The organism is Metaclostridioides mangenotii (genome assembly GCF_017873185.1).
Classification (GTDB): Bacteria; Bacillota; Clostridia; order Peptostreptococcales; family Peptostreptococcaceae; genus Metaclostridioides; species Metaclostridioides mangenotii.
On the sequence record NZ_JAGGJX010000007.1, the window covers coordinates 57,565 to 84,206 of the forward strand.

Sequence of the window (26,642 nt, forward strand, 5' to 3'; positions counted from 1 at the left end):
TTGAACGAATAAATTATATTTACTGATATTAATTCGTTCAGTTGGTCTATTATTTGTCTATAAATTTATAACCTAATAATATTTATTACCGTATAAAAACTTCTAATAATTAAAAGCTATAGCCTTATCGTAACTCGGAAGTTCAATTTCTCCAGATATAAGCTTTGGCATTATCGTTGCCTTTATATAATTCAATGTCATATTTTCTTTTTTATACGTATCGATTTCTCTCGATAACAGACATACTCTTTCTTCGTAGTCTTTTATTATTTCTATAGGAGGCAACAACATCGGATACTTTTTGAGGTCATTTAGGCTTATTAGAGGTTGAGTCGACCCTCTGTTTAGTGAATAATAATCAATATAATTCATTACTTGATATATGTATTCTTCATATTCACTCCTTATATAAAACGCATTGTCTGATATCCAAATAGGCTGGTCATATCGACTAATACATCCATGCGTTCCAACTCTACCTGTCGTTATTATCGATCCCTCAACAAGTGCCTCATTTGTATAACCTATTATTTTAGTTGCTCCAACTACAGGAATACTATATTCACTGTTGTACTTTTCTCTAGTATTCACAGGTCTTTTTCCCGATTTTATCTTTATTAATCGAGATAGTTCTGAAATCTCCCATCCAATAGGTATTTGACCTAACTCACTTTCGATAAATTCTCCAGAATTTGTTCTATATGGCTTATTATCTGAGTTTGGAAATTCAAAATCCTTAAACCATCTTCTAAATATAGCCGAGATTATTTCTTCAATTGTATCCACTATATCATTGTTTAATTCTATCTTTCTATCAAATAATGTTAATATTTTTCCTATAGCAGTCTGTCTGCTTTTATCAGGTATACTTACATTTAGTCTATATAAATTTTCTCTACTAATTCCTGGCACCGCACTATGAGTGTTTAATTTATCTAGATTAAGTGTCTGCAACAAATAATATATAAATTTAAGATCATATGAACTGTCTTCTTCTATATAGTAAGTCGTATCTATAGGGAAAAACTCATCCTCCTCATAAAATACCTTTCCTATATTTCCTTTTCTACCAAGTATTATTGCTGGACCTTCTACTAAGGCTTTATTATGATATCCTATAACTCCTCCAGAGCCATATACTTTTACATTTCCTTCCTTTCTCTTCAACTTTGGAAGTGACTTTCCATAACGAGCTACAAATATATCTTCTATTCTAACATCGCTATATTTCATAACCAATTCCTCCAAGTACTCTTTTGATATCTTCTTCAAGTTTATGAGATTTTATAAATTGCTCATTTAAAGTTTTAGTTAATCTTTTCATCTTATCATCGTATAGCTCTATTTCTTCTTCTTCCAACTCTACACCAACAAATCTACCTGGGGTTAAAACATAATCATTTTTTATTACATTCTCAATAGTCTCAACTTTGCAGTACCCTTGAATATCTTTATACACTTGGTCAATGCTTCCTCTCCAAGAATGATATGTTCTAGATATCTCATGAATTTCATCTTCTGCAAATTCTTTATGAATTCTGTCGGCCATAAATCCTTTTTTACCGGCATCTATAAACAGAATTTCACCTTTTCTAGATTTATTGTTTTCTATTTTATCATTTGATAAAAACCATAAACACACTGGTATCTGAGTTGAATAAAACATCTGAGCAGGTAGTGAAACTATACAGTCAATTAAATCATTTTCTATTAGTTTTTTACGTATTTCATACTCACTTAAAATATTTTTTGTAGACAAACTGCCATTTGCCATTACAAATCCAGCTCTACCTTTGTCAGATAACTTCGATATTATATGTTGTATCCATGCGTAGTTTGCATTTCCACGAGGTGGAATACCATACACCCATCTGCTATCATCTTCTAGCTTTTCACCGCCCCAATCACTTATGTTAAACGGCGGATTTGCCAATATATAATCTGCCTTTAAATCTTTATGTAAATCATTGTGAAATGTATCTGCATTGCTATTTCCTATATCCCCGTCAATACCTCTAAGTGCCAAGTTCATCTTGCACATTCTCCAAGTTGTTGGATTCGACTCCTGTCCGAATATACGAATATCTCCTGGTTTACCTTTATGATCTTCTATAAACCTTTCAGACTGCACGAATAATCCACCAGATCCACAACATGGATCGTATACATTCCCCTTACATGGCTTTAACATCTCAACTAATAATTTAACGACAGATCTCGGTGTGTAAAACTCACCTCCTGCTTTTCCTTCAGCACTTGCGAATTTACTTAAAAAGTATTCATAAATTCTTCCAAGTATATCTTTGGACTGGCTATCTGCATCACTGACTTTAAATTTCAATAGATCAATTACATCTCTTAATTTTGACGCATTCAACTGTGGCTTTGCAAAATCCTTTGGCAATACATCTTTTAGAGATGGATTCTCTTTTTCTATCATACTCATAGCATTATCAATTATCTTACCTAAATCTTTGTTTTCTGCATTTTTTGTTATGTAATCCCAACGTGCTTTCTGTGGTACCCAGAATATATTTTTCGATATATACTCACTTTTCTCTTCTTCATTTGAGCTCTCATTATTTTTTAACACATCATATCTTTCTTCAAATGTCTCTGATATATATTTTAAAAAGATTAGGCCTAAAACAATATTTTTATATTCTGATGGATCCATACTTCCCCTCAATCTATCTGCCAATAACCACATACTCTCTTCTATTTTTATTTCTGATACTGACATAATATTTAAATCCTCCATGATTACCCTTTTATTAAGTCCATTTTACCAGTTTTAAGCACTTTTTTATACTAGTTTGGTAAAAAAAGTACAATAATTGGTAAAAAATGGTAATAATTAATTAATAAAGGTATTTAATCGTATATTTAATTTGATTTTAGAAAAAATAATATGTAAATCCTAAATTAATGATAGAATGGATGTATGTTATCTGGTAAAGGAATTTTGAAAGGAGATACTCAGACGATATGATAGATTTAACTTTGCTTGGATGCGGCGGAAATGTGCCTATTCCAAATAGATTCTTATCATCTTTATTTATAAACTACAATGGAAGAAAAATTTTAATAGATTGCGGAGAAGGAACTCAGGTATCCTTAAAAGTCAATAAATGCGGTTTTAAGGATATTGATTTGATTTGTATTACTCATCTACACGGAGATCATATTTTTGGGCTACCAGGTATTTTGTCCACTATTGGAAATAGCGGTAAAACAGAAGACTTAACTATACTTGGACCCTCTGGAATAATAGATGCTGTGAAGTATATGAAATCGCTTCTAGGAGTACTGCCGTACAATGTGAAAGTAGTTGAAAACCCCGAAGTAAATTTTAAACTCTCCGATCCAAACTTTAAAAATCTAGAGATCTCTACGATAGATTTAGAACATTCAGTCGAATGTATTGGATACAGTTTTAAATTTAACAGAAGTAGAGAATTTGATATGGACAAAGCCTTTTATAATGATGTTCCAAGATTTATGTGGAGGAAGCTCCAAAATGGTGAAACTATGATTATAAACGACAAGACATATACTCCGGAAATGGTGCTAGGCAACGAAAGGATTGGAATTAAACTAAGTTTTATAACGGATACAAGACCTGTGTTCGAGATTCCTGATTTTATAAAAGACAGTGATCTTCTAGTGTGCGAGGCAATGTATGGAGATGATTTAGATATAGATAAAGCTGTTAAAAACAAGCATATGACATTTAGGGAAAGTGCCAACTTAGCAAGACTTGGAAATGCCTCTCAGTTATTATTAACTCACTTTAGCCCCTCTGTTATGAAGCCCGAAATATTTATTGATAATGCAAAAGATGTCTTTGAAAACACAATTGTTGGTGAAGATGGTCTTAAATTAAGCTTAAAATATAAATAATAAAATAAAAGACACGCTCGAATTTCAATGCGAGTGTGTCTAAATAATTAACAACTATTTTTTATAAACACTACAAATTGTTATAACTAGCTATAACTATCTGTAATTGCTCTTTGTAAGATTCCCTTTTTTAGTAACTTTGTTGTCTCTAACCTTAGCTTTCGCTTGGCTATGTCCCGGAAATTCTATTTTAGGATCTTCCATATTTTTCTTGTATACAGTAAATTTAAACCCTATAGCCTGAACAAACTCTGCTCTTAAAGCTTTACAAACTTCATTTGCAGTCTCCTTAGCATCTAATCCCGCATTCTCTAGTATTGTTACCTTTACTAGCTCTCTCGTTCTAAGCATGCCATCTAACTGCTCTAAAAAGCTTTCTGTCACACCGTCTTTACCTATCTGAGTTGTAGGTTTAAGGTTGTTTGCTAAAGATTTTAAATAAGATCTTTGTTTCCCCTTTAACATTACTTCACCACTTTTCTATTATATAATCTATTTATTAAATCTAGACTCATGATCTATAATTTAATTGTAAAACTCAAATTCTAATTCGTATATTCTAACAGTATCTCCGTCTTCAATACCCATTTCTCTAAGTCTATCGAATACGCCTCTGCTTTCCATAGACTTTTGGAAGAATTGAAGCGACTCCATATCGTCAAAGTTTATAGAATACATAATTCTTCTAAGAGCTTTTCCAGTAACCTCATATACTCCATCTTCATCTATTTTGATATTTAAGTCTTCATCGTTTATTAATTCAGCTTCTGGTTTATACATATCCTCTTCTGAAATCAGCTCTATTTCTTCAACTTCTTTTAGAACATTAGATACATAAGTTATTACCTCATCTACACCTTCTCTTGTAGCTGCAGACATTTTAAACACTTTATATCCTCTTGCTTCAATAGTCTTTTTAAATTCTTCATATACTTCTTCGTCTTGAAGTATGTCCATCTTGTTTGCAACAACTATTTGAGGTCTTGTTGCAAGTTTTTCATTGTACAGTTTAAGCTCTTCATTTATCTTATCAAAATCGTCAATAGGATCTCTACCCTCTATACCAGATATATCTACTATATGGATAAGCACCTTTGTTCTCTCTACATGTCTTAAAAACTCATGCCCAAGCCCTATTCCTTCAGAAGCTCCTTCTATTATTCCCGGAATATCTGCAAGTACAAAACTATCTGCATGTTTAGTCTGCACAACGCCTAAATTTGGAGTAATAGTCGTAAAATGATAGTTCGCAATCTTTGGCTTAGCTTTTGTAACTAACGATAAGAAAGTAGATTTGCCTACATTAGGGAATCCTAAAAGACCTACATCTGCAAGCATTTTAAGCTCAAGTACTATCCATCTTTCTTCTCCATCTGTTCCAGGCTTTGCAAAGTTTGGAGCCTGTCTAGTTGCTGTGGCAAAATTATGATTACCTTTACCGCCATATCCACCTCTTGCAACCACAATTCTATCATTTTCATCTTTTAAATCTGCTAAAACTAGCCCAGTTGATTCATCTCTAATTACAGTCCCAGCTGGTACTTTTAAAACTATATCTTCTCCGTTTTTACCAGCTCTTTTTCTTTTTGTTCCGTTTTCGCCTGAAGGAGCTAAGTATTTTCTTTGATATTTGAAGTCTAGAAGTGTTCTTATCCCTAAATCCACTTCAAATACTACACTTGCACCACGTCCGCCGTCTCCGCCATCAGGGCCTCCTGCTGGAACATATTTTTCTCTTCTAAAAGATATTCCACCGTTTCCACCATTTCCAGCCTTAACGAATATTTTCGCCTTATCTATAAACACAACATCACCTACTTGATTAATCTTTATACTATTTTACCCCAAATTTACATATAAATTCTAGGTAAATTCCGATTGTATTTTTACTAAAATAAAAAGGAGTGTATCCACACTCCTTCCATAGTATATTATTCAGCAACTGCTACTGGATATATACTTACTTTTTTTCTCTTCTTATCTTTTCTTTCGAACTTAACAGTACCGTCAACTAATGCGAATAAAGTATCATCGCTACCTTTTCCTACATTAGTTCCTGGATGTATTTTAGTTCCTCTTTGTCTAACTATTATACTTCCAGCAGTTACTAATTGTCCATCAAATCTCTTAACACCTAATCTCTTAGAAACAGAATCTCTACCGTTTTTAGAAGAACCTACTCCTTTTTTAGATGCAAGTAATTGTAAATTCATTTTTAACATATGGAGTCACCCCCTACTTTTTCAAAATTTTTATATACTTCGGATATTCTCGTTTTATCTCTTCAACTGCAAGCTGAAAATGCTCAAGTAACAATTTCGATTTCTCTATATAAGATGTATCTACTATACACTCTATATGACCTTCATCAGCGACTATCGTTTCAAATTCAACTTTTTGTAGTTTGTTTAGTGAGTTTATAACAGCAATAGCATTAGATGTAACCGCTGAACAAACTATATCCTGACCTGCATCAGCAAAGCCAGCATGTCCACTTAAACAAAACCCTTTGATTTGGAAATCATCATTATAATAATATTTTACTTTTATCATAATATATACTCTCTAAGCGTTTATTTTTTCAACAACTAACTTAGTATATGCTTGACGATGTCCTTGCTTTCTTCTATAGTCTTTTTTAGCTTTATACTTATAAACTATAACTTTTTTAGCTTTTCCTTGCTCAACTACTTTAGCTTGTACAGAAGCACCTTCAACAACTGGAGCACCTAATTTAAGTTCTCCATCTTTTGAGCATGCTAATACTTCATCTAAAGTAACAGTATCACCTGTGCTAGCTTCTAACTTTTCAACAAATAATACATCACCTTCAGAAACTTTATACTGTTTTCCACCAGTCTTAACTATAGCGTACATATATACACCTCCTCGGTCACAAACTCGCCAATACAAGGTACTCCAAACGGAGATTTAGACCTTTATTGAGCGGCATTACAGTTATTAATTATATGATAATCACATTACTTTGTCAACTATTTTTATTGAAAACCAAGTGTATATTTTCATGGTCTATTTTATGGTTTTCCAATACAGTTATTTTTATGCTATATTTTTTGCTTATATTTTCGATAATATTTAAGTATTCCTCAGTTATAACTCTAAATACAGAGCTATTAATCTCTACAGATACGTCTCTATACACAGTATGTTTTTTTGTTCTTCTTATCTCTCTTTCAATCTTATCGATTACATACTTTACAGACTTTAGAGAGTTTGATGAATTACATGTTTCACAATCCATTAAGTAAAAAGAGTCTATTGAGCTTTTTTCTCTTCTTCTAGCCACCTCAACAAGACCTAACCTAGTCATCCCTAATACTTCAGATTTTCTTCTATCATTTTTTAAACTCTCATCCAACACTCTAAGTACTTCGTGCTTTTCTTTACTAGATTTCATATCTATAAAGTCTATTACAACTATTCCGCTTATATCTCTAATCCTCAGCTGATATGCAATCTCTGAGGCAGCCTCTAAATTAGTCTTTAAGATAGTATCAGAAAGCTTTGCACTCTTAGTGAACTTCCCTGTATTTACATCAACAACTGTCATAGCTTCGGTTCTATCTACTATTATATAACCTCCACTTTTTAGCCAAACTTTCTTGTCAAATAGCTTATTTATTTTATCGTCAACTCTATGGAGTTCAAATACATTTTCATCTTCCTCTAAAACTAGTTTTTCAATAAACTTCTTGTCAATAGACTTTAATTTTGCTTTTATTTCTTCATAAGTATCAGCATTATCTGTAACAATTTTTTCTATTTCTTCACTTAAATTATCATTTATATATTTTACAGCTGAACTCTCAGATTTATAGAGAAGCTTCGGACCTATTCCAAGTTTATATTCTTTTAAAATCTCACTGTATTTATATTTCAATTCACAAATGTCTTTTTGTAGATCTTCTATTGTACATCCTTGAGCTTCCGTCCTTATAATCAGCCCTAGATTTTCTACATTTGTCTCTTTAACTAGCTTTTTGAGTCTGACAATTTCTTTTTCATCTCTAATTTTACTAGACATAGTTACCCGAGTATTTGCAGGTATATACACTAAGTATCTACCTGCAATGCTGATCTCTAAGTTTAATTTAGCCCCTTTTGTACCTACTTCTTCTTTATTTACCTGAACTAAAACATCACTTCCAGATTTAATCTCTGTGTCGTTATCGAGTTGTAGATACGCAAGCTTTTCCAATCCTATGTCTACAAAACACGCATCGATTCCATTTAATACTTTTTTTACAACTCCTCGATATATGTTTGATACTTTTTTCTCGCAATCATTGTCGTCGATAAAAAAGTCTAACAGCTTATTATCGCTAGTTACAGCTGTTTTCTGTGAAGTTGTCAATGTTTCTATTATTATACTTTTCAAACTTTTCACCTCTAAGATCTAAAAACTCGTTTAAAGTATTTTTTATACTTTCTACATAGGAGTTTCAAGGTGCCCATCCTTTTGAATATAAAGATCGCGTCTAAGTATATCTACATCTAGCGGATCCATAATTATACCGAAAATCTCTAAAATCTTTGGTATAAATATATTTGTATTTAAGTTTTGCTTTGATCCTGTAGCTATCATTGTATTTATTGTTATTCTCTCTTCATTTAGATCTATAATGTCGAAGTTCTTTATTAAAGGTCTTATGTCTACATCGACCATTTTTCCTTTTTTATTCTTTTTAGTTATCATTATCTCTTCTTGATTCATAAACTCGACTATTTTTCCCTTTACATACTCTTTACTAAGGGGTCTTTCAAGGTCTATACTGAAAATATATTCACCATAATCTATAATCGATGAAAGGGATGGTGTTTGAGAATCAATTTCCATAGCTTTCATAAATTCAATTCCCGCTGGAAGCTCTTTAGATATTCTCTCCAAGAATTCATTAATTGTTAGATCGTCCTCTATCTCTATGTCTACATATTCACCTTGACTCTCTGTACCAAGAGCAAGCGCATTTCCATAGCTCATCTTTGGGTGAGGGTTGTAACCTTGTGAGTGAGATAAGTTAATCTCAGCTCTTCTAAATGCCCTGTGAAGTAGTCTCTGTAAATCAAGATGAGATATGTAGATCATATCCCCTTCTTTTTTAAATTTCACTCTAATTATCTTACTCATCTAGCATAATCCCCTTCCTATATCATGCGTATTTATACCACAGACGTTGCAACCATTTCTACAATCTGGTGTTATTTCATCCAGTTTAGCTTTATCGTTTTCTCTTATAAGGAAATCTTTATCTACTCCTACATCAATGTGATCCCATGGGAATACCTCATCGTAATTTCTATCTCTATTAGCGTAAAAATCTATTGATAAATCGTTCTTTTCCATAGCTTCCTTCCAAATATCAAGTTTGAAGTACTCAGACCATCCATCAAACTTAGCTCCTATTTTAAAGGCGTCGTAGATAACCTTACCTATCTTACGGTCACCTCTAGCTACTACTGCTTCCATTAAACTAGTACTTGAATCATGGTAATTGTACTTTATATTTTTGTTTCTAAGTTTTTGAACTAAATGTCTTTGTTTTTCTACTATTTCTTTAGTAGTATCCTGTGCGTGCCATTGGAATGGTGTAAATGGCTTCGGAACAAATGTTGATGTACTTACAGTTACACCAAAGTTTTTCTTAAGCTTGCCTTGATGTACATCTCTGTAGATATCAATTACTTCATATGCTAATTTTGCTATACCATCAAGATCATCATAAGTCTCTGTTGGGAGACCTATCATAAAGTATAATTTCACACTATCCCATCCCATTTCAAATGCCTTACGTGTTGCATTTTCTAAATCTTCTTCTGTTACCCCTTTGTTTATTACATCTCTCATCCTTTGAGTTCCCGCTTCTGGTGCAAATGTAAGTCCTGATTTTCTAACTTGTTGTATTTTATCCGCTATTTCCATAGAAAAATTGTCAAGTCTAAGCGATGGCAGAGATATTCCGATATTGTTTGATGCGTATTCGTCTACCAAATAGTCCGTAAGCTCTGATAAATGAGTGTAATCACTAGTACTAAGAGATGAAAGTGATATTTCATCATAACCTGTATTTTTAACTAGCTTTTCTAATATCTCTTTTAGTCTTTCTACCGATTTCTCTCTTATTGGTCTATATATCATTCCTGCTTGACAGAATCTACAGCCTCTAGTACATCCTCTAAATAGTTCAAGTACTATCCTGTCGTGTACTGTATCTATATAAGGTACTATAAGTTTCTCTGGATATAATACATTCTCTACATCTTTAATTATTCTCTTGCTTGGATTTGTTGGTATTCCTTCTTTTAATGTAACTACATTTTTAACTGTTCCATCCTCATTGTAGTTTACATCGTAAAAACTAGGAATATAAACACCTTCTATATTAGATATTCTATATAGAAAATCCTCTCTACTAGTCTTATTTTTCTTCCATTCTTTATATAAATCGACTACTTCTAAATTTACTTCTTCACCTTCACCAAGTATTACTATGTCCGCAAAATCCGCAAGTGGCTCAGAGTTATAAGAACATGGACCCCCTACCATTACAAATGGATCATCTAATTTTCTATCTTCTTTTAATATAGGTATACCTGCTAAATCTAGAATATTTAATATATTTGTGTAAGATAGTTCGTATTGAAGTGTAAAAGTTACAAAGTCAAAATCAGTTATAGGCTCCCTCGACTCTAAAGCAAATAAAGGTATGTTTTTTTCCCTCATTATATTTTCCATATCTACGCCAGGAGAGTACACCCTTTCACAAAATACATCTTCATCTCTATTTATAACATCGTAAAGTATGTGACTGCCTAAATGACTCATACCAACTTCATATATATCCGGGAAACAATGTGCATATCTTATAAGATTCTCTTTATCTGTATCTTTGTGTATAGAGTTGATCTCATTGCCTAGATATCTAGACGGTTTTTCTACTTTTTTTAGTATTCTTTTCAAATCAACTTTCTTCATCTATTAGTAAACCTCCAATTAGTTATAATCTATTTAAATTTGTCATTATTATTATACACGATATAAGTTTTACTATCAAAATATAATATTATGGTAGACAAAATTTGAATTAGACTGAATATTTGAATTTTTACGTTTTTAACTAAAGTCGATTGTATCTTTTGTAAATTATGTTAATATATACTTATATTCATGTGAACATTTTTATGGGGTTTTAAAATAAAGTTTTATTTATGCCAATTTATGGGTATAATTTAACTTATGGATAAAAATGATTTTATTTTAGAGGAGGAATTTAAAATGAGCAATGTTTTTGAAATTAAAAAAGATGTTTATTATACGGGTGTTATTGACAAAGACTTAAAAGTTTTTGACATAATAATGGAAACATATTACGGCACTACATACAACTCATACTTAATCAAAGATGAAAAAACTGTACTATTTGACACTGCTAAAGAGAATTTTAAAGATCAATTCTTTAGTAATCTAAAAGAGGTAACTGAAGTAACTGACATTGATTATGTAGTAGTTCATCATACTGAGCCGGATCATACTGGTTGTTTAAAATACCTTTTAGATATGAATCCAGAGATCGTAGTATACTGCACAAAAGCAGCAAAAACTTATTTGGACGGTCAAATAAATAAGCCTTTTAATTGTCATGTAATAAAAGATGGTGAAACCCTTAATATAGGTAAGAGAACTATCAAATTTATAACTGCGCCATTTTTACACTGGGTAGACACAATGTTCACTTATGTAGAGGAAGATAAACTTCTATTTACTTGTGATGCTTTCGGTTGCCACTACGCTGATACTAATCCTGAAATATATGGAACGGAAAACTATGAAGATTCTTTAAGATTCTACTACGATTGCATAGTAAAACCATTTGCTAAGCACGTTTTGAGTGCAGTTGAAAAATTAGGAAAATTAAATGTAGGGTTTGATACAATTCTTACATCTCACGGTCCAATACTTAGCAAAGACCCTAAAGCAGTAGTTGAAAAATACGTAAAATGGGCCACAGAAGATGTTGGCTTTATAAATCAAAATAAAGCTGCTGTATTCTACTTATCAGCTTATGAAAACACTTTAAAAATGGGTGAAAAAATAGTAGAAGCTATAAAAGCAGAAGGTGCTGAAGCTACATTGTACGACTTAGAACATATGAAATTATCTGAAGTTCATGATGCTTTCTTATCATCTAAAGTTGTATTATTAGGATCACCTACAATTAACAAAACTATGGTTAAGCCAATGTGGGATTTATTTTCAATAATCGATCCAGTTATAAACCAAGGTAAGGTAGCTGGGGTATACGGATCATTCGGATGGAGTGGAGAAGGTATAACAATAGCTCAAACACTTATCAAGTCTATGGTGTTTAAATCTCCTGTTGAGCCACTTAAGAAAAAATTCTCACCAAGTGAAGATACTTTTGAAGACTGCATAAACTTCGGAAAAGAATTTGCACAATTTATAAAATAAACGATTTTAGTTATACGGCTAAAATAGCAAAAATTGATTTAGGTAGATGATAACTACTATATCTACCTTTTTTATATTAAATTCAAATCTTTTAATTAAAAGTAAAACAAAATACAAAAGCAGTAAATTCAAATAAGAATTTACTGCTTTTGTATTTTGTTTTACGTTTTACCGTCTCTATTTTGTTTCACTGTTTTTTTCTCGTTATATGTTTATATTTCGTTAATGCTTCTATTTCTAAGTTCATATTGCCAAAATCCGATATAAATTGTCTTTAGCTTTTTGATAATTTATTTTTTTCTAATTGCTCCTGCAATATATCCTTACCTCATCTCTTTGTATTTGGTCCAAGAGATGCTTTTTTTGCATTGTGATGTTGATTCTGATTTTCTACAGAGACAGAGTTTGTAATACTGTTAAACATACCTTTATTTTCAGTATCTATTTTCTCGAATTTCTTATTTTGTTTATTTTCTTTTCTTGCCACTATTATCACTCCTTAATATTTTAATATATATGACACAGCTGAAGTCCTGACTTTTGATGCGATATATATGTTAAATTAATTGTCTATACACCGCTTCAAATATAATTCCTGCCAAAAACCACGCTGGTGCATAATCTAATCTTATAAGACCATTGATGCTATACTTACTACCTGTATAATCCCATGGACATGTTCCTAGCCTTTTTAAAAATCCTCCCGTTAAGTACTCAATACCAAAAATACATAGTACATATATTCCTCCTCTAATTAATATTGGAAGTCCTGCCAATACATCGCAAACAGGTTCAAAGAAAACTACCATGCCGTATATAAAAAACATCCAAATAGATGTTGTAGCTGTCATCTTATAGTCTTTATTTTTTAATGAGTGGAACCCTGTCCACATTATTTCCATACACCATCCTATTGCTCCATAAATTAAAAATCTAATAATCATGTACATAGTATCTGTAGAATCTCCATGTATATACTTTATTTTATAAATTTTTAAAATGTAGAAATTTAAACTCGTAACAAAAATTTGTTGAATGAATAAATATAAAATAGACAGTGAAAGGCGGTGTCATTTATGAGCTTTAGCGTATTTTATTTTTTAGAAATTTTCTTGCTTGTTATAGCACTTTCAATAGATTCTTTTGTTGCCAGCTTTGCCTATGGAGCTAATAAGATTAAAATTCCTATTTTATCAGTAGCTGTTATTAATATTATTTGTACTTTAGTTCTGGGTATTTCTTTATTTCTAGGATCGGCTATAGGGTCTTGTATTCCCGCAAGTTTAACTAAAATTATCTGTTTTTCAATTTTATTTTTAATAGGTTTAATAAAGTTGTTTGACAGTACTTCCAAATCTTTTATCAAAAAAAACAACAATATTAATAAAGAAATAAACTTTTCTATGTTTAACTTGAGCTTTATATTGCAAATTTATGTAAATCCTGAAAATGCAGACAAAGATTTATCAAAATCGCTCTCTGTAAAAGAATCTGTCGCTCTAGCCTTAGCGCTATCAATGGATGCACTTGCAGCAGGTTTCGGAGCTGGAATCGCCGATATTAGTTATTCTTTAGTCTTATTTTCATTTTTAGTGGTCAATACATCTTTGATGGTTATAGCTTGTAATTTAGGAGGGAAAGTATCTGAAAAGATTAACATGGATATATCTTGGATAAGTGGAGTTTTGCTTATTGTACTTGCTTTTTTAAAACTTTAATTTGTCGATATTTATTATTTTATATAATCCTCTAGATGTATAATTCAAATTTAAAAATAAAAAAGTAGCTAAAATTTACTACTCTTGATAGTTTAAAAACTTATTCAAGCACTCAATTTTTAGCTACTTCATATTTTTTGTTGTTTTATTTCTATTCTTTTCTATTTTCTTTTATTTGTATTTTATTAAAAGATAAAATCTAGTTTTATAATTATGTAAATAACATACACTTTACAAATCGCTTATATAATTATAAAATTCTTTAAGCTCTTCTTTAATGTTTTTTGGCAATTCACTCTTTTTTATTCCACGTATTGCTCCTTCTATTGCATACAATCTATGTATACATGCAGAATCATCGATATTTTTAATATGCATCCAAGCTTGTTTGCTACCTAATTCCTGTAGCTCTTTTAATGTTTTGATACCTACTCTATTCAATTGCGATTCTACTTCTTTACCTATATTTGGCAACATTGATAACTCGCCCATAAATACCACCTCATTTTAGATTAATACTCTAAATCCTTTGTCTCTTAAATAAAATTTCTGCTCTAGCCTCAATATTCTCTATAAAATTCTGTCGCTAAATTCATATTATCGCTTAGAAGAAAAAATTTATCCTATCTCATTTCACTATCTCCTTTTTTATTATAATTCATATTAATCTAAATTATAATAATTTTTATATAAATTACTAAAGTTTTATATTTATAGCAATTAATATAAAACTATAAATCAAAAAATAAAAAATGCTATCTGTTTTATCAGATAGCATTTTTTATTTATATCATCCGAATAAATATATACAAAGATAACAAAATCCATAACTTACCTTGAAGCAAATATATCTAGTCGATTTTTTTGTGGCAACTACTATTTTTTACGAACTTCTCTCCAGGATAATTCGCCTCTATCTAAAGCTTTGATAAATATCTCAGCTGAAGCTAGATTAGTTGCTATTGGAACATAGTATACATCACATAGCCTAATAAGTGCTTGTATATCCGTTTCATGTGGTTGTGATGTTAGAGGATCTCTTAAAAATATAACGAGATCAATTTCTTGATTTACCACTAAAGATCCTATTTGCTGATCGCCTCCTAATGGACCTGAGGCGAGTCTATTGATACTAAGGTCAGTTTCTTCCATAATTCTCTTGCCTGTCGTTCCTGTAGCGTATAAACCGTATTTCTTTAGTATAGCCTCATATCCTATACAAAACGCTACTATTGTCTCTTTCATTTGATCATGAGCAATTAATGCTATATTCATAAAATTTCCACCTTACATAGTTTAAAAATTTATTTTTTTTCTTCTCATGTACACATTTAAAACAAGCCCTAAGTTTGCAAGAGATGTAAGAACAGAGCTAGCTCCTGCACTTATAAATGGCAGTGTCACTCCTGTAACGGGTATTAAGGCAACTGTCATACCAATATTTTGTATTATCTGGTATGCGAACATCCCCATAACCCCTATTACAATTAAGGATCCATAAAAATCCTTCGCTTCTTTGGCTATATACAAAAGCCGAATTATAAATAGAGTAAACATCAGTATTACAAATAACATTCCGAAGGCACCCAGTTCCTCTCCAATTACTGCAAATACAAAGTCACTGTCTTGAACTGGCAAGAAGTTTTCCTGATTTTGGCTGCCATTGTACAATCCCTTACCTGTAACTCCTCCTGAACCTATAGCTATCATTGATTGCATAACTTGGTAATTTCCTTGTAAAGTTACATCCTCTGGATTTAAAAACGCCTCTATCCTCACCTTTTGGTGATCCGCCATAGCCAAGTAAAGAAGAGGAGATATTAATACAATTATAATTATAGTTCTCTTTATTAGCTTTGTACTTAGTCCTGAAAGGAAAAGCATCGCAGCTATAATACATATAAATACTATAGCTCCACCAAGGTCTGGCTGAGCAAGCAAAAGCCCTATAAAAGGAAGCGCATATAGTAAAACTGGAACTATTTCTTTAATTGTATTTAGCTTTCCTTTTTTGCTCTCCACTATTTTTGCATAGCTTATAATAAATGTAAGCTTAACTATCTCAGAAGTTTGTAAATCCAGAGGCCCAAGATGAAGCCAAGATCTAGCTCCACCTCTAACCGCTCCTATTCCCGGAATTAATACAACGGCTAGAAGTATCAAACTTATCAAATAAATTTCTTTATAATATTTCCCTAAAATGTTGTAATCAAACAGCAGTATAAATATTAAAGCTCCTGCTCCAAGTATAAACGCCAACACTTGTTTATAGATTTGTGTAAACCCGCCTGTAGAGTTAGCATGTGTTGCACTACTTAGTATAATCAGGCCAAATCCAAAAATTACTAAAACTATCGTTATAAGTTTCCAATCTAACTGTTTGATCAATTTTAATGTCAATTTATAATTTATATTGAACAAATAACCACCACTCTCCAACTTTATAATAAGCCCTTATTTACTAAATAAAGGAGAATAATCCCTTAGGATATTCCCCTTTAAGAAATCACATTTAATAAAGCCTATACTTTAAATTTAAAAAATCTATATATATTATAATATCATAAAATACGACATTAATAATATACACTTTTATAAAGTTTAGAAATTTATCTTTTTTCTCCTCATGTACACGTTTAATGCCAATCCAATATTAGCAAGTGATGTAAGAACTGAGCTAGCTCCTGCACTTACTAACGGAAGTGTTATTCCGGTAACAGGAAGCACAGCTATAGTCATACTGATATTTTGGACGATCTGATAGAAAAGCATTCCAAAAACTCCTATTACAATGAGGGTTCCATAAAAATCTTTCGCCTCACCTGATATGTATATGAGTCTAAACAACATTAGTACATACAATCCAATTAATACTAACATTCCTATAGCGCCAAGCTCTTCACCTACAACCGCAAATATAAAGTCACTGTCATTTATAGGTAGAAAATTCTCCTGATTTTGTGTTCCGTTGTATATGCCTTTTCCTGTAATTCCACCAGACCCTATGGCTATTAGAGACTGCATCACCTGATAGTTTCCTTTTAATGTTATATCTTCTGGGTTTAAAAATGCTTCTATTCTAACTTTTTGGTGATCAGCCATTATCAAATAAAGAAGTGGAGATATAATCACTGCTATTACTATACACCTCTTAATAATTTTTGTATTTAGCCCAGAAACAAACAGCATCGCACCTACAATGCAAATAAATACAAGAGCTGTCCCTAAATCAGGCTGTGCTATTATAAGTCCCAAAAATGGTACTGCGTACATAACAACTGGCACTATTTCTTTTAAATTATTTAGCTTACCCCTATGACCTTCTAATATCTTTGCATAAGACATTATAAACGTAAACTTGGCTATCTCCGAAGTCTGAAGTGTAATCGGACCTAGCTTTATCCATCTACTAGCACCTCTGCTTTCAAGACCTAATCCAGGTAACAGAACTGATACTAGTAAAATCAAACTGATTAAATACAAAGCTTTATAGTGTTTACCGATAGTATTGTAGTCAAAACATAAAATAATCATAACAATTCCTACCCCGAGTATAAATGCTATTAGTTGTTTATATATCTTTGCAAAGCTACCGCCTGAATTTAGATGCGTAGCACTGGTTATCATTACAAGACCAAATCCAAGTATCAATAAAACGATCGCTATCAGCTTAAAGTCTAACTGTTTAATTAATTTTACCTTCATCTTATAGTCAATCTTAAACATACTCTCACCTACTCTCCACTCAATAAAACACTTATAAATAATAATAGGGGGTTGATCTTATATAAGATACCCCCCTATTTATCTACATATTTCTCTCTTTTATACTCTTTAGTGGTATATTTGCAACAAGCGCTGAGATAGGATTGTCGTCGAGTTCACTTCTACACTTTGACATTTTTATTTCTAATCCTGATTCTTCTATTTCCGCATAGTTTGCAATTACATTCAATATATCCGATTTTATCATGTCAAGCAATTGAGGTGAACAATCAACTCTGTCATTAACTAAAACCAATTTTAATCTTTCTTTAGCTACAGACTTGCTTTTTCTACTATCATTAGAAAAAGCTTTAAACAAATCAAACACAGCCATAATCTATTCCCCTCCTGTTATTTTGCCATAACTAGTCTTTTTAACCTGTTGAAGAATCCACCTTCTGTAGCAAATTCTAGTAAAGGTACTTCTTGACCTAATATTCTTTTGGCAATATTTTTATATGCTTGTCCAGCCTGAGATTTAGAATCAAGTATAGCTGGTTCCCCTTTGTTAGTTGATATAATTATACTCTCATCGTCAGGAACAAGTCCTAATAAATCTATCGCTAATATTTCAAGGATATCTTGTTTGTCCATCATATCGCCACGATCTACCATATCTTGTTTTATTCTGTTGATAATAAGTCTTATGTCTTTTACTTCGTTAGCTTCTAATAATCCTATAATTCGATCAGCATCTCTTACAGCTGATATCTCTGGATTTGTAACTACTATTGCTCTATCAGCTCCTGATATCGCATTTTTAAAGCCTTGCTCGATTCCTGCTGGACAATCAATTAGTATAAAGTCAAATGACTCTTTAAGTTTTTCACAAAGATCTTTCATTTGGTCGGCGTGTAATGCATTCTTATCCCTAGTTTGTGCTGCAGGAAGCAGATAAAGGTTATCAAATCTCTTATCTTTTATAAGAGCTTGCTTAAGTCTGCAAGTTCCTTCTACAACATCTACTATGTCGTATACTATTCTATTTTCTAGACCCATTACTACATCAAGATTTCTAAGTCCAATATCAGCATCCACTATTACCGTTTTTTTATTCTCCAAGCTTAGCGCAGTCCCAAGATTAGCTGAAGTGGTAGTCTTTCCAACTCCACCTTTCCCAGATGTTATAACTATAACTTCGCTCATATTTCTACCCCCTAATTATTCGTTATTTAACTGTAAAAGATAAATAACTTTCTATTACAATTCTATCATTACTTACATATGCTATTTCTGGACTTGAGTCTTTTTCTTCCCCACATTCTTCATCGTCTGGTGCCTCTGCTATGACCTTAGCAATTTTTAGAACTTTGGGCCTAAGATTTTTAGATACAACATATGCAGATTGATTGCCATTTGAACCTGCATGTACGAAGCCTAATATACTTCCCATTACAGTTACATTACCACCAGCAATCACTTTAGCACCTGATTGAATATCACCCATTACTACAGTATTTAATGTTGAAACGACTTCAGATCCCGGTTTCATATCACTAAGTACAACAACATCTCCGTCGCATTCAATAAGCTCACCTGATCTCAATGATTTAACATACTTTGTATCAAAATTTGCTAATTCTTCAATAAGTTGTTCCTCAATAAATTCCACATCAAATTTGGATGTAATACTATCTTTTAGCTGTAAAATTTCTATGTCATCCAAATATTCACTATTTATTTTACTAATTTTAGCCCCATTGAAAAATCCAACATACGACTCTAATTTATTAATCAAATTCTCTTTAATTTCTTCGAAGGGTAACTTTCTCTTTATATTTACTATTATGCCCTCTTTATTACCCTTAAATTCTATGGGCTCCTGATTTATAGACTCTCTTAAAGACATAACAACCTCCAGAATGATATACATTTAATATTCTTCAAATTAATCGCAAATTCCTTTAAATTTTGTAATAAAAGCAAAAGTTTAATTTACTTTTAGATTATCTGTTAATTTGTGACGAAAAATTCATGCTATTAGAAGATTGCTCTGCTTTGTTTGGCTCTTTTTTATCAGATTTTTTGTCTTTCTCTTTGTCACTGTTATCAAGAAGTCCCATATAAGCACCTATTACTTCTCTCGATGGTAAAAGTGAGAATGCACTTGAGTCTCCCTGTGGGATAACACAAATAACTGCAATCTCAGGATCATCTGCCGGTGCAAATGATACATTCCACGAGAATGAAGCGTAGTCAGCTTTATATTTATCTATTTGCTCATCAGTTAAATCTTGATTTAATTCTTTCATAGCTTTTCTCAAGTAAGAGGCATTAATTTTGTCAGTATTATCTAACTTAACTTTTACCCCATCTTTTAACTGTTCTTCTAATTTTTCTCTTTCTTTTTCATCTAATTTTTTATCTTTTAATTTTTCTTTGATTTCTTTTTCTTTTTCTTTAGATAATTCTCTTTCTTTTTCTTTTTTGAACTTATCTGCAAGCTTTTCAGCCTCTTTAAGATCCACTGAATAAGATTTTATATGACTCTTTAGGTATTGATACTCATTTTCTGTAGGTATTTTTCCACTTTTCTCAGCTGTACCAGTCTTTGTTGCGACTTCCACAGGAAAGTTTGCATAGACCCCTTTACCAGAACCTTGAGTAGAAACTAGTTTCATACCTTTTATAAGTTCTTTTATATTTTCCGGATGTTTAAACGGAATTTTCGTAGATTTTTGTTCAACAGTTTTAGATTTTGAATAATCACTAGATACTGACTTTTCTACAACAGTCAAGTCTACTAAATTTCCTCCATTTGCTACAGCTGCTATAGCTCTAGCCATCTGAGCTGGAGTATACGCGTTTTCTCCTTGTCCAATCGCTAAGTTGAATGTATCCGCTACACTCCATTTTGCAAAGTTTAAATAACTGAATACTATTGAATCGGCATTAGGCTCAATTTTATCTTCTTTTACCTTAAGTTTTTTAAGTCTCTCCATGGCTTCTACTCTGCCCGGAGTCTTTTCCTCTGCTGCCCATCCCACAATTTCATCAATTCTCTTTTCAAACTCTTTAGGGTCTTTAGCCTTAGTTATATCAGAAAAGTCGTTTGCCATCTTTTTCATCAGCTCTGTCTTAAGCATAGTTTGAGTTGCTTCTAATTTATCTTTAGTATTAGGAACCCTACCAAATCTCTCTTCTATCTGTCTACCAAGTCCTGTACTTTCATCAAGCCCAAACATTTTTGCGACCTCAAGTACTTTATCTGATCCCATATTTATACCGGGATCATTTGAACCTATCCAGTTTTTACCTGAAGCTATAGTGTAGAAGTATATATTACAAGATTCTTGTATGGCTTTATATAAGTTTGTAATACCGTGGTTTCCTTTACCGTGGTTCCAAACGTAGTCTCCAAATGTCTGACCTCCTAGTCGTATAACCCCTGTATCAGCTATAGAGTAATTTGGATCGAGTCCATTTTCTAAAGCCGCCATACCAGTTATTATCTTAAATGTTGATCCCGGTTGGAATGCACCTTGTGAAACTAAGTTTAAAAGAGGACTCGCCGCTAATAAATCATTTTGATTTTCAGGTTGAAGTGCCTTGTAATCTTTTGAACTTATTCCTGTTGCAAACTTATTTGGATCATAATCTGGATAACTTGCTGAAGCTAACACTTCTCCTGTTTTAACATCAAGTGCTATTATAGCTCCTGATTTGGCTTTACCAGCATAAGTAGCTACAGCCTTATCTCCTAATTTACTTTTAAAAGTTCCACCTTTTGTAGCAACCTCTACAATTTGTTTTAGAGAACTTTCTGCCACTTCCTGAAGATCTTTGTCCAAACTTAGGTATACAGTATCTCCAGATTTAGGTTCCTTCGATTCTATCTCTTGGCTTATTCTTCCTACAGCATCTACCTGTACCATCTTATATCCATCTTTACCTTTTAGTGCATCTTCATAGCTCTTCTCTATTCCTGAGAGACCTATCATATCCTTTTTAGAGTACCCCTTGGCTACATATTCTTCTTCTTGCGTTGATGGTATTTTTCCAACATACCCAAGAACATGAGATGCTAAAGTTTTGTTTGGATAGTCTCTAACAGGCTCAATAGCCACAGAAACTCCCACTAGCTCCATTGCACTTTCTTCAATTTGTGCTATTGTAGTTTCATCTATATCCTTTGCTATTGTTACAGGATTGTACTGTGTATATCCTTGCGATTTAACTAGATCTCTAACAACCATTATTTTTCTAGCATCTGCGTCGCTTAAACTTTTATCTATTTTTAGAGATTCGCTGTTTCTTATTTCTACGAATGCCTCTCTAGCACTAGGTATATTATCTTTTATTTTGTAACTTTCTAGCCAATCTTTCTTGTCTCTCTGGTCTGTAAAAGTCCAAGTTTTAACTAAAATCGGTGGATAGTATCCATTTTCATTTAGTTTTTGCTGCAATTTTACAGGTTCTAAATCCCTCTCAGAGCTTGTTAATACCCCATCTTTAATCGCCTTATCCACCAAGAAGTAAAAACTCTTTTTAGCATTATACTTTAAAGGGATATTATTTTCTTTCTTGTATTCATTTATATTTCTGTCAAATGTATAAAAGTATTTACCATTTTCAACGTAAATAGGAAATTCATCTACATACTCTTCATTGTTTTTCTCTAATAGTTCGATAAGTCTTAGAGAAATTTCATTTGCTTTTTCTTCACCGTTTTTGTTTAAATCATTTCCAGATATCTGAACAGTGAATAAATTTTTATTTCCTGCAAGCAACCTTCCGTATCTATCTCTAATCTCTCCTCTTGGAGCTTCAATTAACAGTTTTTTGTAAGTTTTATTTTCAGCTAGTTCGGAGTAATGAGCATGTTTAAAGGTAGTCATGTACAGAATTTTTGCAAAGATTATGATAAATACTATTATTATTATTTTCTTTATAGTTGAAAGCCTGTCTATCTGTTTATTTTCATCCATCTTATCACCAACTAATCTTCTTTTAGTTTTAGCACAAATTTACGAGATAATCTATACAGTATCAAGCTAGCAAATCCATTTGCTAACGGTGCTATAAATAGTCCCTTAATAGCCAATGTAAGTATCCCATAACTGTGGTAAATTATACTGGACATCGCTATATTTACGACAGAGTCAAGCATAGTCGCTAAAACAACCAATATAAATATTGTGCTATAACTATCTTTATACAATTTTTCTCTCATATAACCTATAACATATGCTACTACAAATAGTATCAAGGCATTTACACCAAATACACCACCTACAGTTATATCTTTTACTATACCTAGAATAGCTGCGACAATTCCACCTTCAAGTCCATCTAAATACAGAGATATAAACGTTACATATATAAGAATCAAATTTATACTTATTCCAAATATATCAATATAATTTAAAATACTATTTTCAACTATTACAAGCAATAATCCCAATACGCAAAGCAAAACTTTTTTCATAGTTTATTTTCCCCTTTGCTCTATATTTCTCGGTTCAACTATCACGACATCGTCTATATTTTTAAAGTTTACATAAGGTTTAATAACTACATATTTCAGCGAATTGTTTTTGTCGTCAATAACCTTTTCAACTTCTCCTATAGGTATACCTTCTGGAAATATACCAAGACCAGATGTCACTACAACATCCCCTTGAACAACATCGTATGATGAATCAAACATGTATCCTTGTAAGTAGCCTTTACTATTGTATTTTTCTTTATCTTCAATATTGGTGTTCTGTGTTATTATTCCTTTAGAATTATCATTCTTTGATAATTTAAAGCTTATAGAAGCCTTTGAATCCAAAAGAGATATAGCCTTGCTGTAATTGTCTGAAACATCGTACACAAAGCCTACTAAACCTCTTCCATTCATTATAATGCTGTCTTTTTTTACGCCAGAACTTTTGCCAGATGCCAAAACCATACTATTGTACCAGTTGCCGTCATTTTTTTCGACTACAGTAGTTGCAATAGAAGTTGCTTTATACTTTTCCTCTACAAAGTTAAGAGACTTCTTTAATTCCTCAAGAGACTCAGATTTGTCTAGTTTTCCGTTTAATTTTATTATTTCATCCTTAAGTTTCTCATTTTCTTTTTCCAATTTATTAGCTTTATCTGCATTTGACTTAAATTTAAAAATGTCGCCTATATTATCTGAAAAAAATGAGAATCCTTTATTTACACTACTTCCGGCACTCGTAACTCCGTCACTTACCGGCCTAGTAGCTATAGGATTTGTCCCAGAAAACTTAAAAACTGATATCCCTACAATTCCAATTAAAGTGATAGCAACTACGCCTGTTGCTATCACTTTAACGTTAATCTTTTTTTTACCTTTTTTATTTTTGTCAAATCTCAAGGTTAACACCAACCTTTACTTCTTAGCATTCATCATCAATACTTTTTCAAATATCTCTTGATCTTCTACAGATTTACCAGTTCCAAGCGCCACACAGTCAAGTGGTGCATCTGCTATCTGTACTTGCATACCAGTTTCTTGATTTACTAACTTGTCCAGACCTCTAAGAAGTGCTCCTCCACCTGTCAGCATAATTCCATTTTCCATTATATCCGATGCTAATTCTGGTGGTGTCTTTTCTAAAGTTGATTTTATTGCATCTACTATTGAGCTAATTGGCTCTTTTAGTGCTTCTCTAACCTCAGTTGAACAGATTTCTATTGTTTTAGGTAGTCCAGATATTAAATCTCTACCTCTTATTTGCATATTTGTCTCTTGATCTTCTTTGTACGTTGATCCTATTGTTATTTTAACATTTTCTGCTGTTCTTTCACCTATCATAAGGTTGTACTCTTTTTTAACGTAACTTACTATAGACTCGTCAAATTCGTCTCCACCTATTCTGATAGACTTAGCAGTAACTATACCTCCTAGAGATATTACAGCTATTTCTGTTGTACCTCCACCGATATCTACTACCATATTTCCTTCTGGCTCTTCAACTTTAAGATTAGCCCCAATTGCAGCTGCCATAGGTTCTTCTATTAGATAAGCATCTCTCGCTCCTGCATTTCTAGCAGCTTCCTCTATAGCTCTTTTTTCTACTTCTGTAACTCCGAAAGGAACACATATAGCTATTCTAGGATTAATAACTCCTTTTTTATCCGCAGCTTTTTGTATAAAATAGCTAAGCATTGATTGTGTAATATCAAAATCGGCTATAACTCCGTCTTTCATTGGTCTTATAGCAACTATATTTCCTGGAGTTCTACCTATCATTTTTTTAGCTTCTTCTCCAACAGCTAAAACTTCTTTGCTATCATCTCTAATAGCGACAACAGAAGGTTCTCTAACAACGATATTTTGACCTTTTATGTAAACTAACGTATTAGCAGTACCCAAGTCTATCCCCATATCCTTTGTAACTTTTTTAAATCCACCAAACCATGATTTTTTCTCTTTTTTTTCTTTTTTCTCTTTAGCCATTATTAAATGCTCCTTCCTCATATATAAATCAAATTAACATATTTTCTTTAAAACTAAAATAATTTCCATCTCCAATTATTATGTGGTCTAGGATTCCAATCCCTAAAATTTCACCACATTTTACTAACCTACTCGTGATACTTTTATCTTCACTAGAAGGTTCTACATATCCAGATGGGTGGTTGTGTATTAAGATTATTTTATTAGTACTTCTTTTAATTGCTTCTTTAAAAACTTCTCTAGGATGAACTAACGATGAATTTAAAGTTCCAACTGATATTTCCACATCAGATATAACTTCATTTTTAGTGTTTAAAAGAATAGTTTTGAATACTTCTTTGTCTAAAAACCTTAAACTATCAACATAGCATTTATATACATCCCAGGGATCGTTTATTTTGTGTTTTAAGGGCTTATAGGAGGCTATCCTTACTCCAAGTTCAAGTGCAGCTTTAATTTGTGCTGCTTTGGATATTCCTATGCCTTCTATTTCACATAACTCTTCTATTGTCATATGCTCTAGATTTCTAATCCCTTGTGCATCTGTATTTATAATCTGATTTGCAAGATTTATCGCATTCATCTTTTTTGTGCCGGTTCTAAGTATTATAGCCAGTAGCTCTGAATTTGATAAACTTTTTACGCCGTTAATAAGCATCTTTTCTCTCGGTCTTTCCTCTAACGTCATTTTTTTCATAGTAATATTAGAATTAAATGACTGTTTCAGTAAAATCACGCTCCATAAAAAAGATTTATATCAAAATACTTGATTAATAAATCACTGAGTTTAGAAATTGGAAGCCCAACTATATTAAAATAGTCGCCTTTAATTTCATCAACCAACAATGCACCATACCCTTGTACGCCGTAAGCACCTGCTTTATCCTGAAACTCTCCTGTCTTTAAATAATCTGAGATTACTTTATCAGACAAGTGCTTGAATTTAACTTTGCTGACAACATAGTCCACTACTTTTTTATTCTCAGCTAAATTTATTAAACTAATTCCAGTTACGACTTGATGTTCTCTTCCAGACAAACTATTTAGTGTTTTATACGCATCAGATTCATCTTTAGGCTTACCAAGGATCGTATCATCAAGTACAACAATAGTATCCGCTGCAATAACCAAGTCCCCTTGGTTTTTACTTGCAACATCCATCCCCTTTTCTAATGCCAATCTTACTACCGCCTGAACAGGCGACTCATGTCCTAATATAACCTCGTCTATTTCACTCTTAATTATATTAAATTTTACATTGTAGTTCTCCAGTATTTCTTTTCTTCTTGGAGAAGCCGACGCCAAGACTATATTCATTAGTTCACCTCATCTGTACGTAAATTTGTACCTA

General features: G+C 32.2%; 28 protein-coding genes. 3 read left to right on the top strand and 25 right to left on the bottom strand.

All coding sequences use genetic code 11. From position 1 onward, the window contains the following. Nucleotides 1-102 precede the first annotated feature (102 nt). Nucleotides 103-1,233 carry a restriction endonuclease subunit S gene (locus tag J2Z43_RS12920; protein WP_209457538.1) on the bottom strand — a complete coding sequence of 377 codons (1,131 nt, stop codon included), beginning with the start codon at nucleotides 1,231-1,233 and terminating at the stop codon, nucleotides 103-105. Next, complete coding sequence (locus tag J2Z43_RS12925) at nucleotides 1,223-2,743, bottom strand: type I restriction-modification system subunit M (protein ID WP_209457539.1); 1,521 nt, start codon at nucleotides 2,741-2,743, stop codon at nucleotides 1,223-1,225. Before J2Z43_RS12925 ends, J2Z43_RS12920 begins: the two co-directional genes overlap by 11 nt. Nucleotides 2,744-2,988: 245 nt before the next feature. Between J2Z43_RS12925 and J2Z43_RS12930 the strand changes: the two genes are divergently transcribed. Beyond that, nucleotides 2,989-3,903: a ribonuclease Z gene (locus tag J2Z43_RS12930; RefSeq protein WP_209457540.1), complete on the top strand. Its 915-nt coding sequence runs from the start codon at nucleotides 2,989-2,991 to the stop codon at nucleotides 3,901-3,903. Between the two features lie 96 nt (nucleotides 3,904-3,999). Here the strand turns inward: J2Z43_RS12930 and J2Z43_RS12935 are convergent, their stop codons facing one another. The 8 genes from J2Z43_RS12935 to J2Z43_RS12970 all read right to left on the bottom strand — a co-directional run bounded on the left by J2Z43_RS12935 (nucleotide 4,000) and on the right by J2Z43_RS12970 (nucleotide 10,897). Further along, nucleotides 4,000-4,368 carry a YhbY family RNA-binding protein gene (locus J2Z43_RS12935; RefSeq protein WP_027702461.1) on the bottom strand — a complete coding sequence of 123 codons (369 nt, stop codon included), beginning with the start codon at nucleotides 4,366-4,368 and terminating at the stop codon, nucleotides 4,000-4,002. A 60-nt stretch (nucleotides 4,369-4,428) separates the two neighbouring features. Further along, on the bottom strand, nucleotides 4,429-5,709 hold the full coding sequence (gene obgE / locus J2Z43_RS12940) for a GTPase ObgE (protein ID WP_209457541.1): 1,281 nt from the start codon (nucleotides 5,707-5,709) through the stop codon (nucleotides 4,429-4,431). Between the two features lie 125 nt (nucleotides 5,710-5,834). After that, nucleotides 5,835-6,125 (bottom strand): 50S ribosomal protein L27, encoded by a 291-nt coding sequence (gene rpmA / locus J2Z43_RS12945; protein WP_024620502.1) that lies wholly within the window; start codon nucleotides 6,123-6,125, stop codon nucleotides 5,835-5,837. A 13-nt stretch (nucleotides 6,126-6,138) separates the two neighbouring features. Continuing rightward, complete coding sequence (locus tag J2Z43_RS12950) at nucleotides 6,139-6,456, bottom strand: ribosomal-processing cysteine protease Prp (RefSeq protein WP_209457542.1); 318 nt, start codon at nucleotides 6,454-6,456, stop codon at nucleotides 6,139-6,141. Between the two features lie 12 nt (nucleotides 6,457-6,468). Continuing rightward, complete coding sequence (rplU, locus tag J2Z43_RS12955; protein ID WP_209457543.1) at nucleotides 6,469-6,780, bottom strand: 50S ribosomal protein L21; 312 nt, start codon at nucleotides 6,778-6,780, stop codon at nucleotides 6,469-6,471. A gap of 112 nt (nucleotides 6,781-6,892) precedes the next feature. Beyond that, complete coding sequence (locus tag J2Z43_RS12960; protein WP_209457544.1) at nucleotides 6,893-8,302, bottom strand: Rne/Rng family ribonuclease; 1,410 nt, start codon at nucleotides 8,300-8,302, stop codon at nucleotides 6,893-6,895. A gap of 51 nt (nucleotides 8,303-8,353) precedes the next feature. After that, entirely contained in the window at nucleotides 8,354-9,052 is a 699-nt protein-coding gene (locus J2Z43_RS12965; RefSeq protein WP_209457545.1) for a TIGR03936 family radical SAM-associated protein, read from the bottom strand. Further along, nucleotides 9,053-10,897, bottom strand: coding sequence for a TIGR03960 family B12-binding radical SAM protein (locus J2Z43_RS12970; protein ID WP_209457546.1), 1,845 nt, complete (start codon nucleotides 10,895-10,897; stop codon nucleotides 9,053-9,055). A 300-nt stretch (nucleotides 10,898-11,197) separates the two neighbouring features. On the opposite strand from J2Z43_RS12970, the gene J2Z43_RS12975 reads away from it, so the two are divergent. Next, nucleotides 11,198-12,391, top strand: coding sequence for an FprA family A-type flavoprotein (locus tag J2Z43_RS12975; protein WP_209457547.1), 1,194 nt, complete (start codon nucleotides 11,198-11,200; stop codon nucleotides 12,389-12,391). Nucleotides 12,392-12,719: 328 nt separating this feature from the next. Here J2Z43_RS12975 and J2Z43_RS12980 read toward each other — a convergent pair whose 3' ends face one another. Both J2Z43_RS12980 and J2Z43_RS12985 read right to left on the bottom strand, forming a co-directional pair. Then, nucleotides 12,720-12,878: a hypothetical protein gene (locus J2Z43_RS12980; RefSeq protein WP_209457612.1), complete on the bottom strand. Its 159-nt coding sequence runs from the start codon at nucleotides 12,876-12,878 to the stop codon at nucleotides 12,720-12,722. 70 nt (nucleotides 12,879-12,948) lie between these two features. Beyond that, entirely contained in the window at nucleotides 12,949-13,341 is a 393-nt protein-coding gene (locus J2Z43_RS12985; protein WP_327786970.1) for a putative ABC transporter permease, read from the bottom strand. A gap of 126 nt (nucleotides 13,342-13,467) precedes the next feature. Here J2Z43_RS12985 and ytaF point away from each other — a divergent pair, with 126 nt between their 5' ends. Next, entirely contained in the window at nucleotides 13,468-14,109 is a 642-nt protein-coding gene (gene ytaF, locus J2Z43_RS12990; protein WP_209457548.1) for a sporulation membrane protein YtaF, read from the top strand. A 231-nt stretch (nucleotides 14,110-14,340) separates the two neighbouring features. Here the strand turns inward: ytaF and J2Z43_RS12995 are convergent, their stop codons facing one another. The 13 genes from J2Z43_RS12995 to J2Z43_RS13055 all read right to left on the bottom strand — a co-directional run bounded on the left by J2Z43_RS12995 (nucleotide 14,341) and on the right by J2Z43_RS13055 (nucleotide 26,608). Beyond that, nucleotides 14,341-14,601, bottom strand: coding sequence for a TfoX/Sxy family protein (locus J2Z43_RS12995; RefSeq protein ID WP_209457549.1), 261 nt, complete (start codon nucleotides 14,599-14,601; stop codon nucleotides 14,341-14,343). Nucleotides 14,602-14,985: 384 nt separating this feature from the next. Beyond that, nucleotides 14,986-15,384 (bottom strand): methylglyoxal synthase, encoded by a 399-nt coding sequence (gene mgsA / locus J2Z43_RS13000; RefSeq protein WP_209457550.1) that lies wholly within the window; start codon nucleotides 15,382-15,384, stop codon nucleotides 14,986-14,988. Between the two features lie 21 nt (nucleotides 15,385-15,405). After that, entirely contained in the window at nucleotides 15,406-16,497 is a 1,092-nt protein-coding gene (locus J2Z43_RS13005; protein WP_209457551.1) for an FtsW/RodA/SpoVE family cell cycle protein, read from the bottom strand. A gap of 213 nt (nucleotides 16,498-16,710) precedes the next feature. Beyond that, nucleotides 16,711-17,835 (bottom strand): FtsW/RodA/SpoVE family cell cycle protein, encoded by a 1,125-nt coding sequence (locus tag J2Z43_RS13010; protein WP_209457552.1) that lies wholly within the window; start codon nucleotides 17,833-17,835, stop codon nucleotides 16,711-16,713. Nucleotides 17,836-17,917: 82 nt separating this feature from the next. After that, nucleotides 17,918-18,202, bottom strand: coding sequence for a cell division topological specificity factor MinE (gene minE / locus J2Z43_RS13015; RefSeq protein ID WP_209457609.1), 285 nt, complete (start codon nucleotides 18,200-18,202; stop codon nucleotides 17,918-17,920). 23 nt (nucleotides 18,203-18,225) lie between these two features. After that, the gene (gene minD, locus J2Z43_RS13020; RefSeq protein ID WP_209457553.1) at nucleotides 18,226-19,020 is read right to left on the bottom strand and encodes a septum site-determining protein MinD; all 795 of its coding nucleotides are present in this window, start codon (nucleotides 19,018-19,020) and stop codon (nucleotides 18,226-18,228) included. A gap of 22 nt (nucleotides 19,021-19,042) precedes the next feature. Then, nucleotides 19,043-19,723 carry a septum site-determining protein MinC gene (locus tag J2Z43_RS13025; protein WP_209457554.1) on the bottom strand — a complete coding sequence of 227 codons (681 nt, stop codon included), beginning with the start codon at nucleotides 19,721-19,723 and terminating at the stop codon, nucleotides 19,043-19,045. A gap of 97 nt (nucleotides 19,724-19,820) precedes the next feature. Continuing rightward, nucleotides 19,821-22,802, bottom strand: a complete 2,982-nt coding sequence (locus J2Z43_RS13030; protein ID WP_209457555.1) for a penicillin-binding transpeptidase domain-containing protein — start codon at nucleotides 22,800-22,802, stop codon at nucleotides 19,821-19,823. Between the two features lie 11 nt (nucleotides 22,803-22,813). Next, a complete protein-coding gene (gene mreD, locus J2Z43_RS13035) occupies nucleotides 22,814-23,302 on the bottom strand; it encodes a rod shape-determining protein MreD (protein WP_209457556.1) in 489 nt (162 codons plus the stop codon). 3 nt (nucleotides 23,303-23,305) lie between these two features. Then, the gene (gene mreC, locus J2Z43_RS13040; protein ID WP_327786971.1) at nucleotides 23,306-24,214 is read right to left on the bottom strand and encodes a rod shape-determining protein MreC; all 909 of its coding nucleotides are present in this window, start codon (nucleotides 24,212-24,214) and stop codon (nucleotides 23,306-23,308) included. 6 nt (nucleotides 24,215-24,220) lie between these two features. Beyond that, a complete protein-coding gene (locus J2Z43_RS13045; protein ID WP_209457558.1) occupies nucleotides 24,221-25,291 on the bottom strand; it encodes a rod shape-determining protein in 1,071 nt (356 codons plus the stop codon). Between the two features lie 28 nt (nucleotides 25,292-25,319). Next, nucleotides 25,320-25,979, bottom strand: a complete 660-nt coding sequence (radC, locus tag J2Z43_RS13050; RefSeq protein WP_209457610.1) for a RadC family protein — start codon at nucleotides 25,977-25,979, stop codon at nucleotides 25,320-25,322. Nucleotides 25,980-26,023: 44 nt separating this feature from the next. After that, nucleotides 26,024-26,608, bottom strand: a complete 585-nt coding sequence (locus tag J2Z43_RS13055) for a Maf family protein (protein ID WP_209457559.1) — start codon at nucleotides 26,606-26,608, stop codon at nucleotides 26,024-26,026. Nucleotides 26,609-26,642 lie beyond the last annotated feature (34 nt).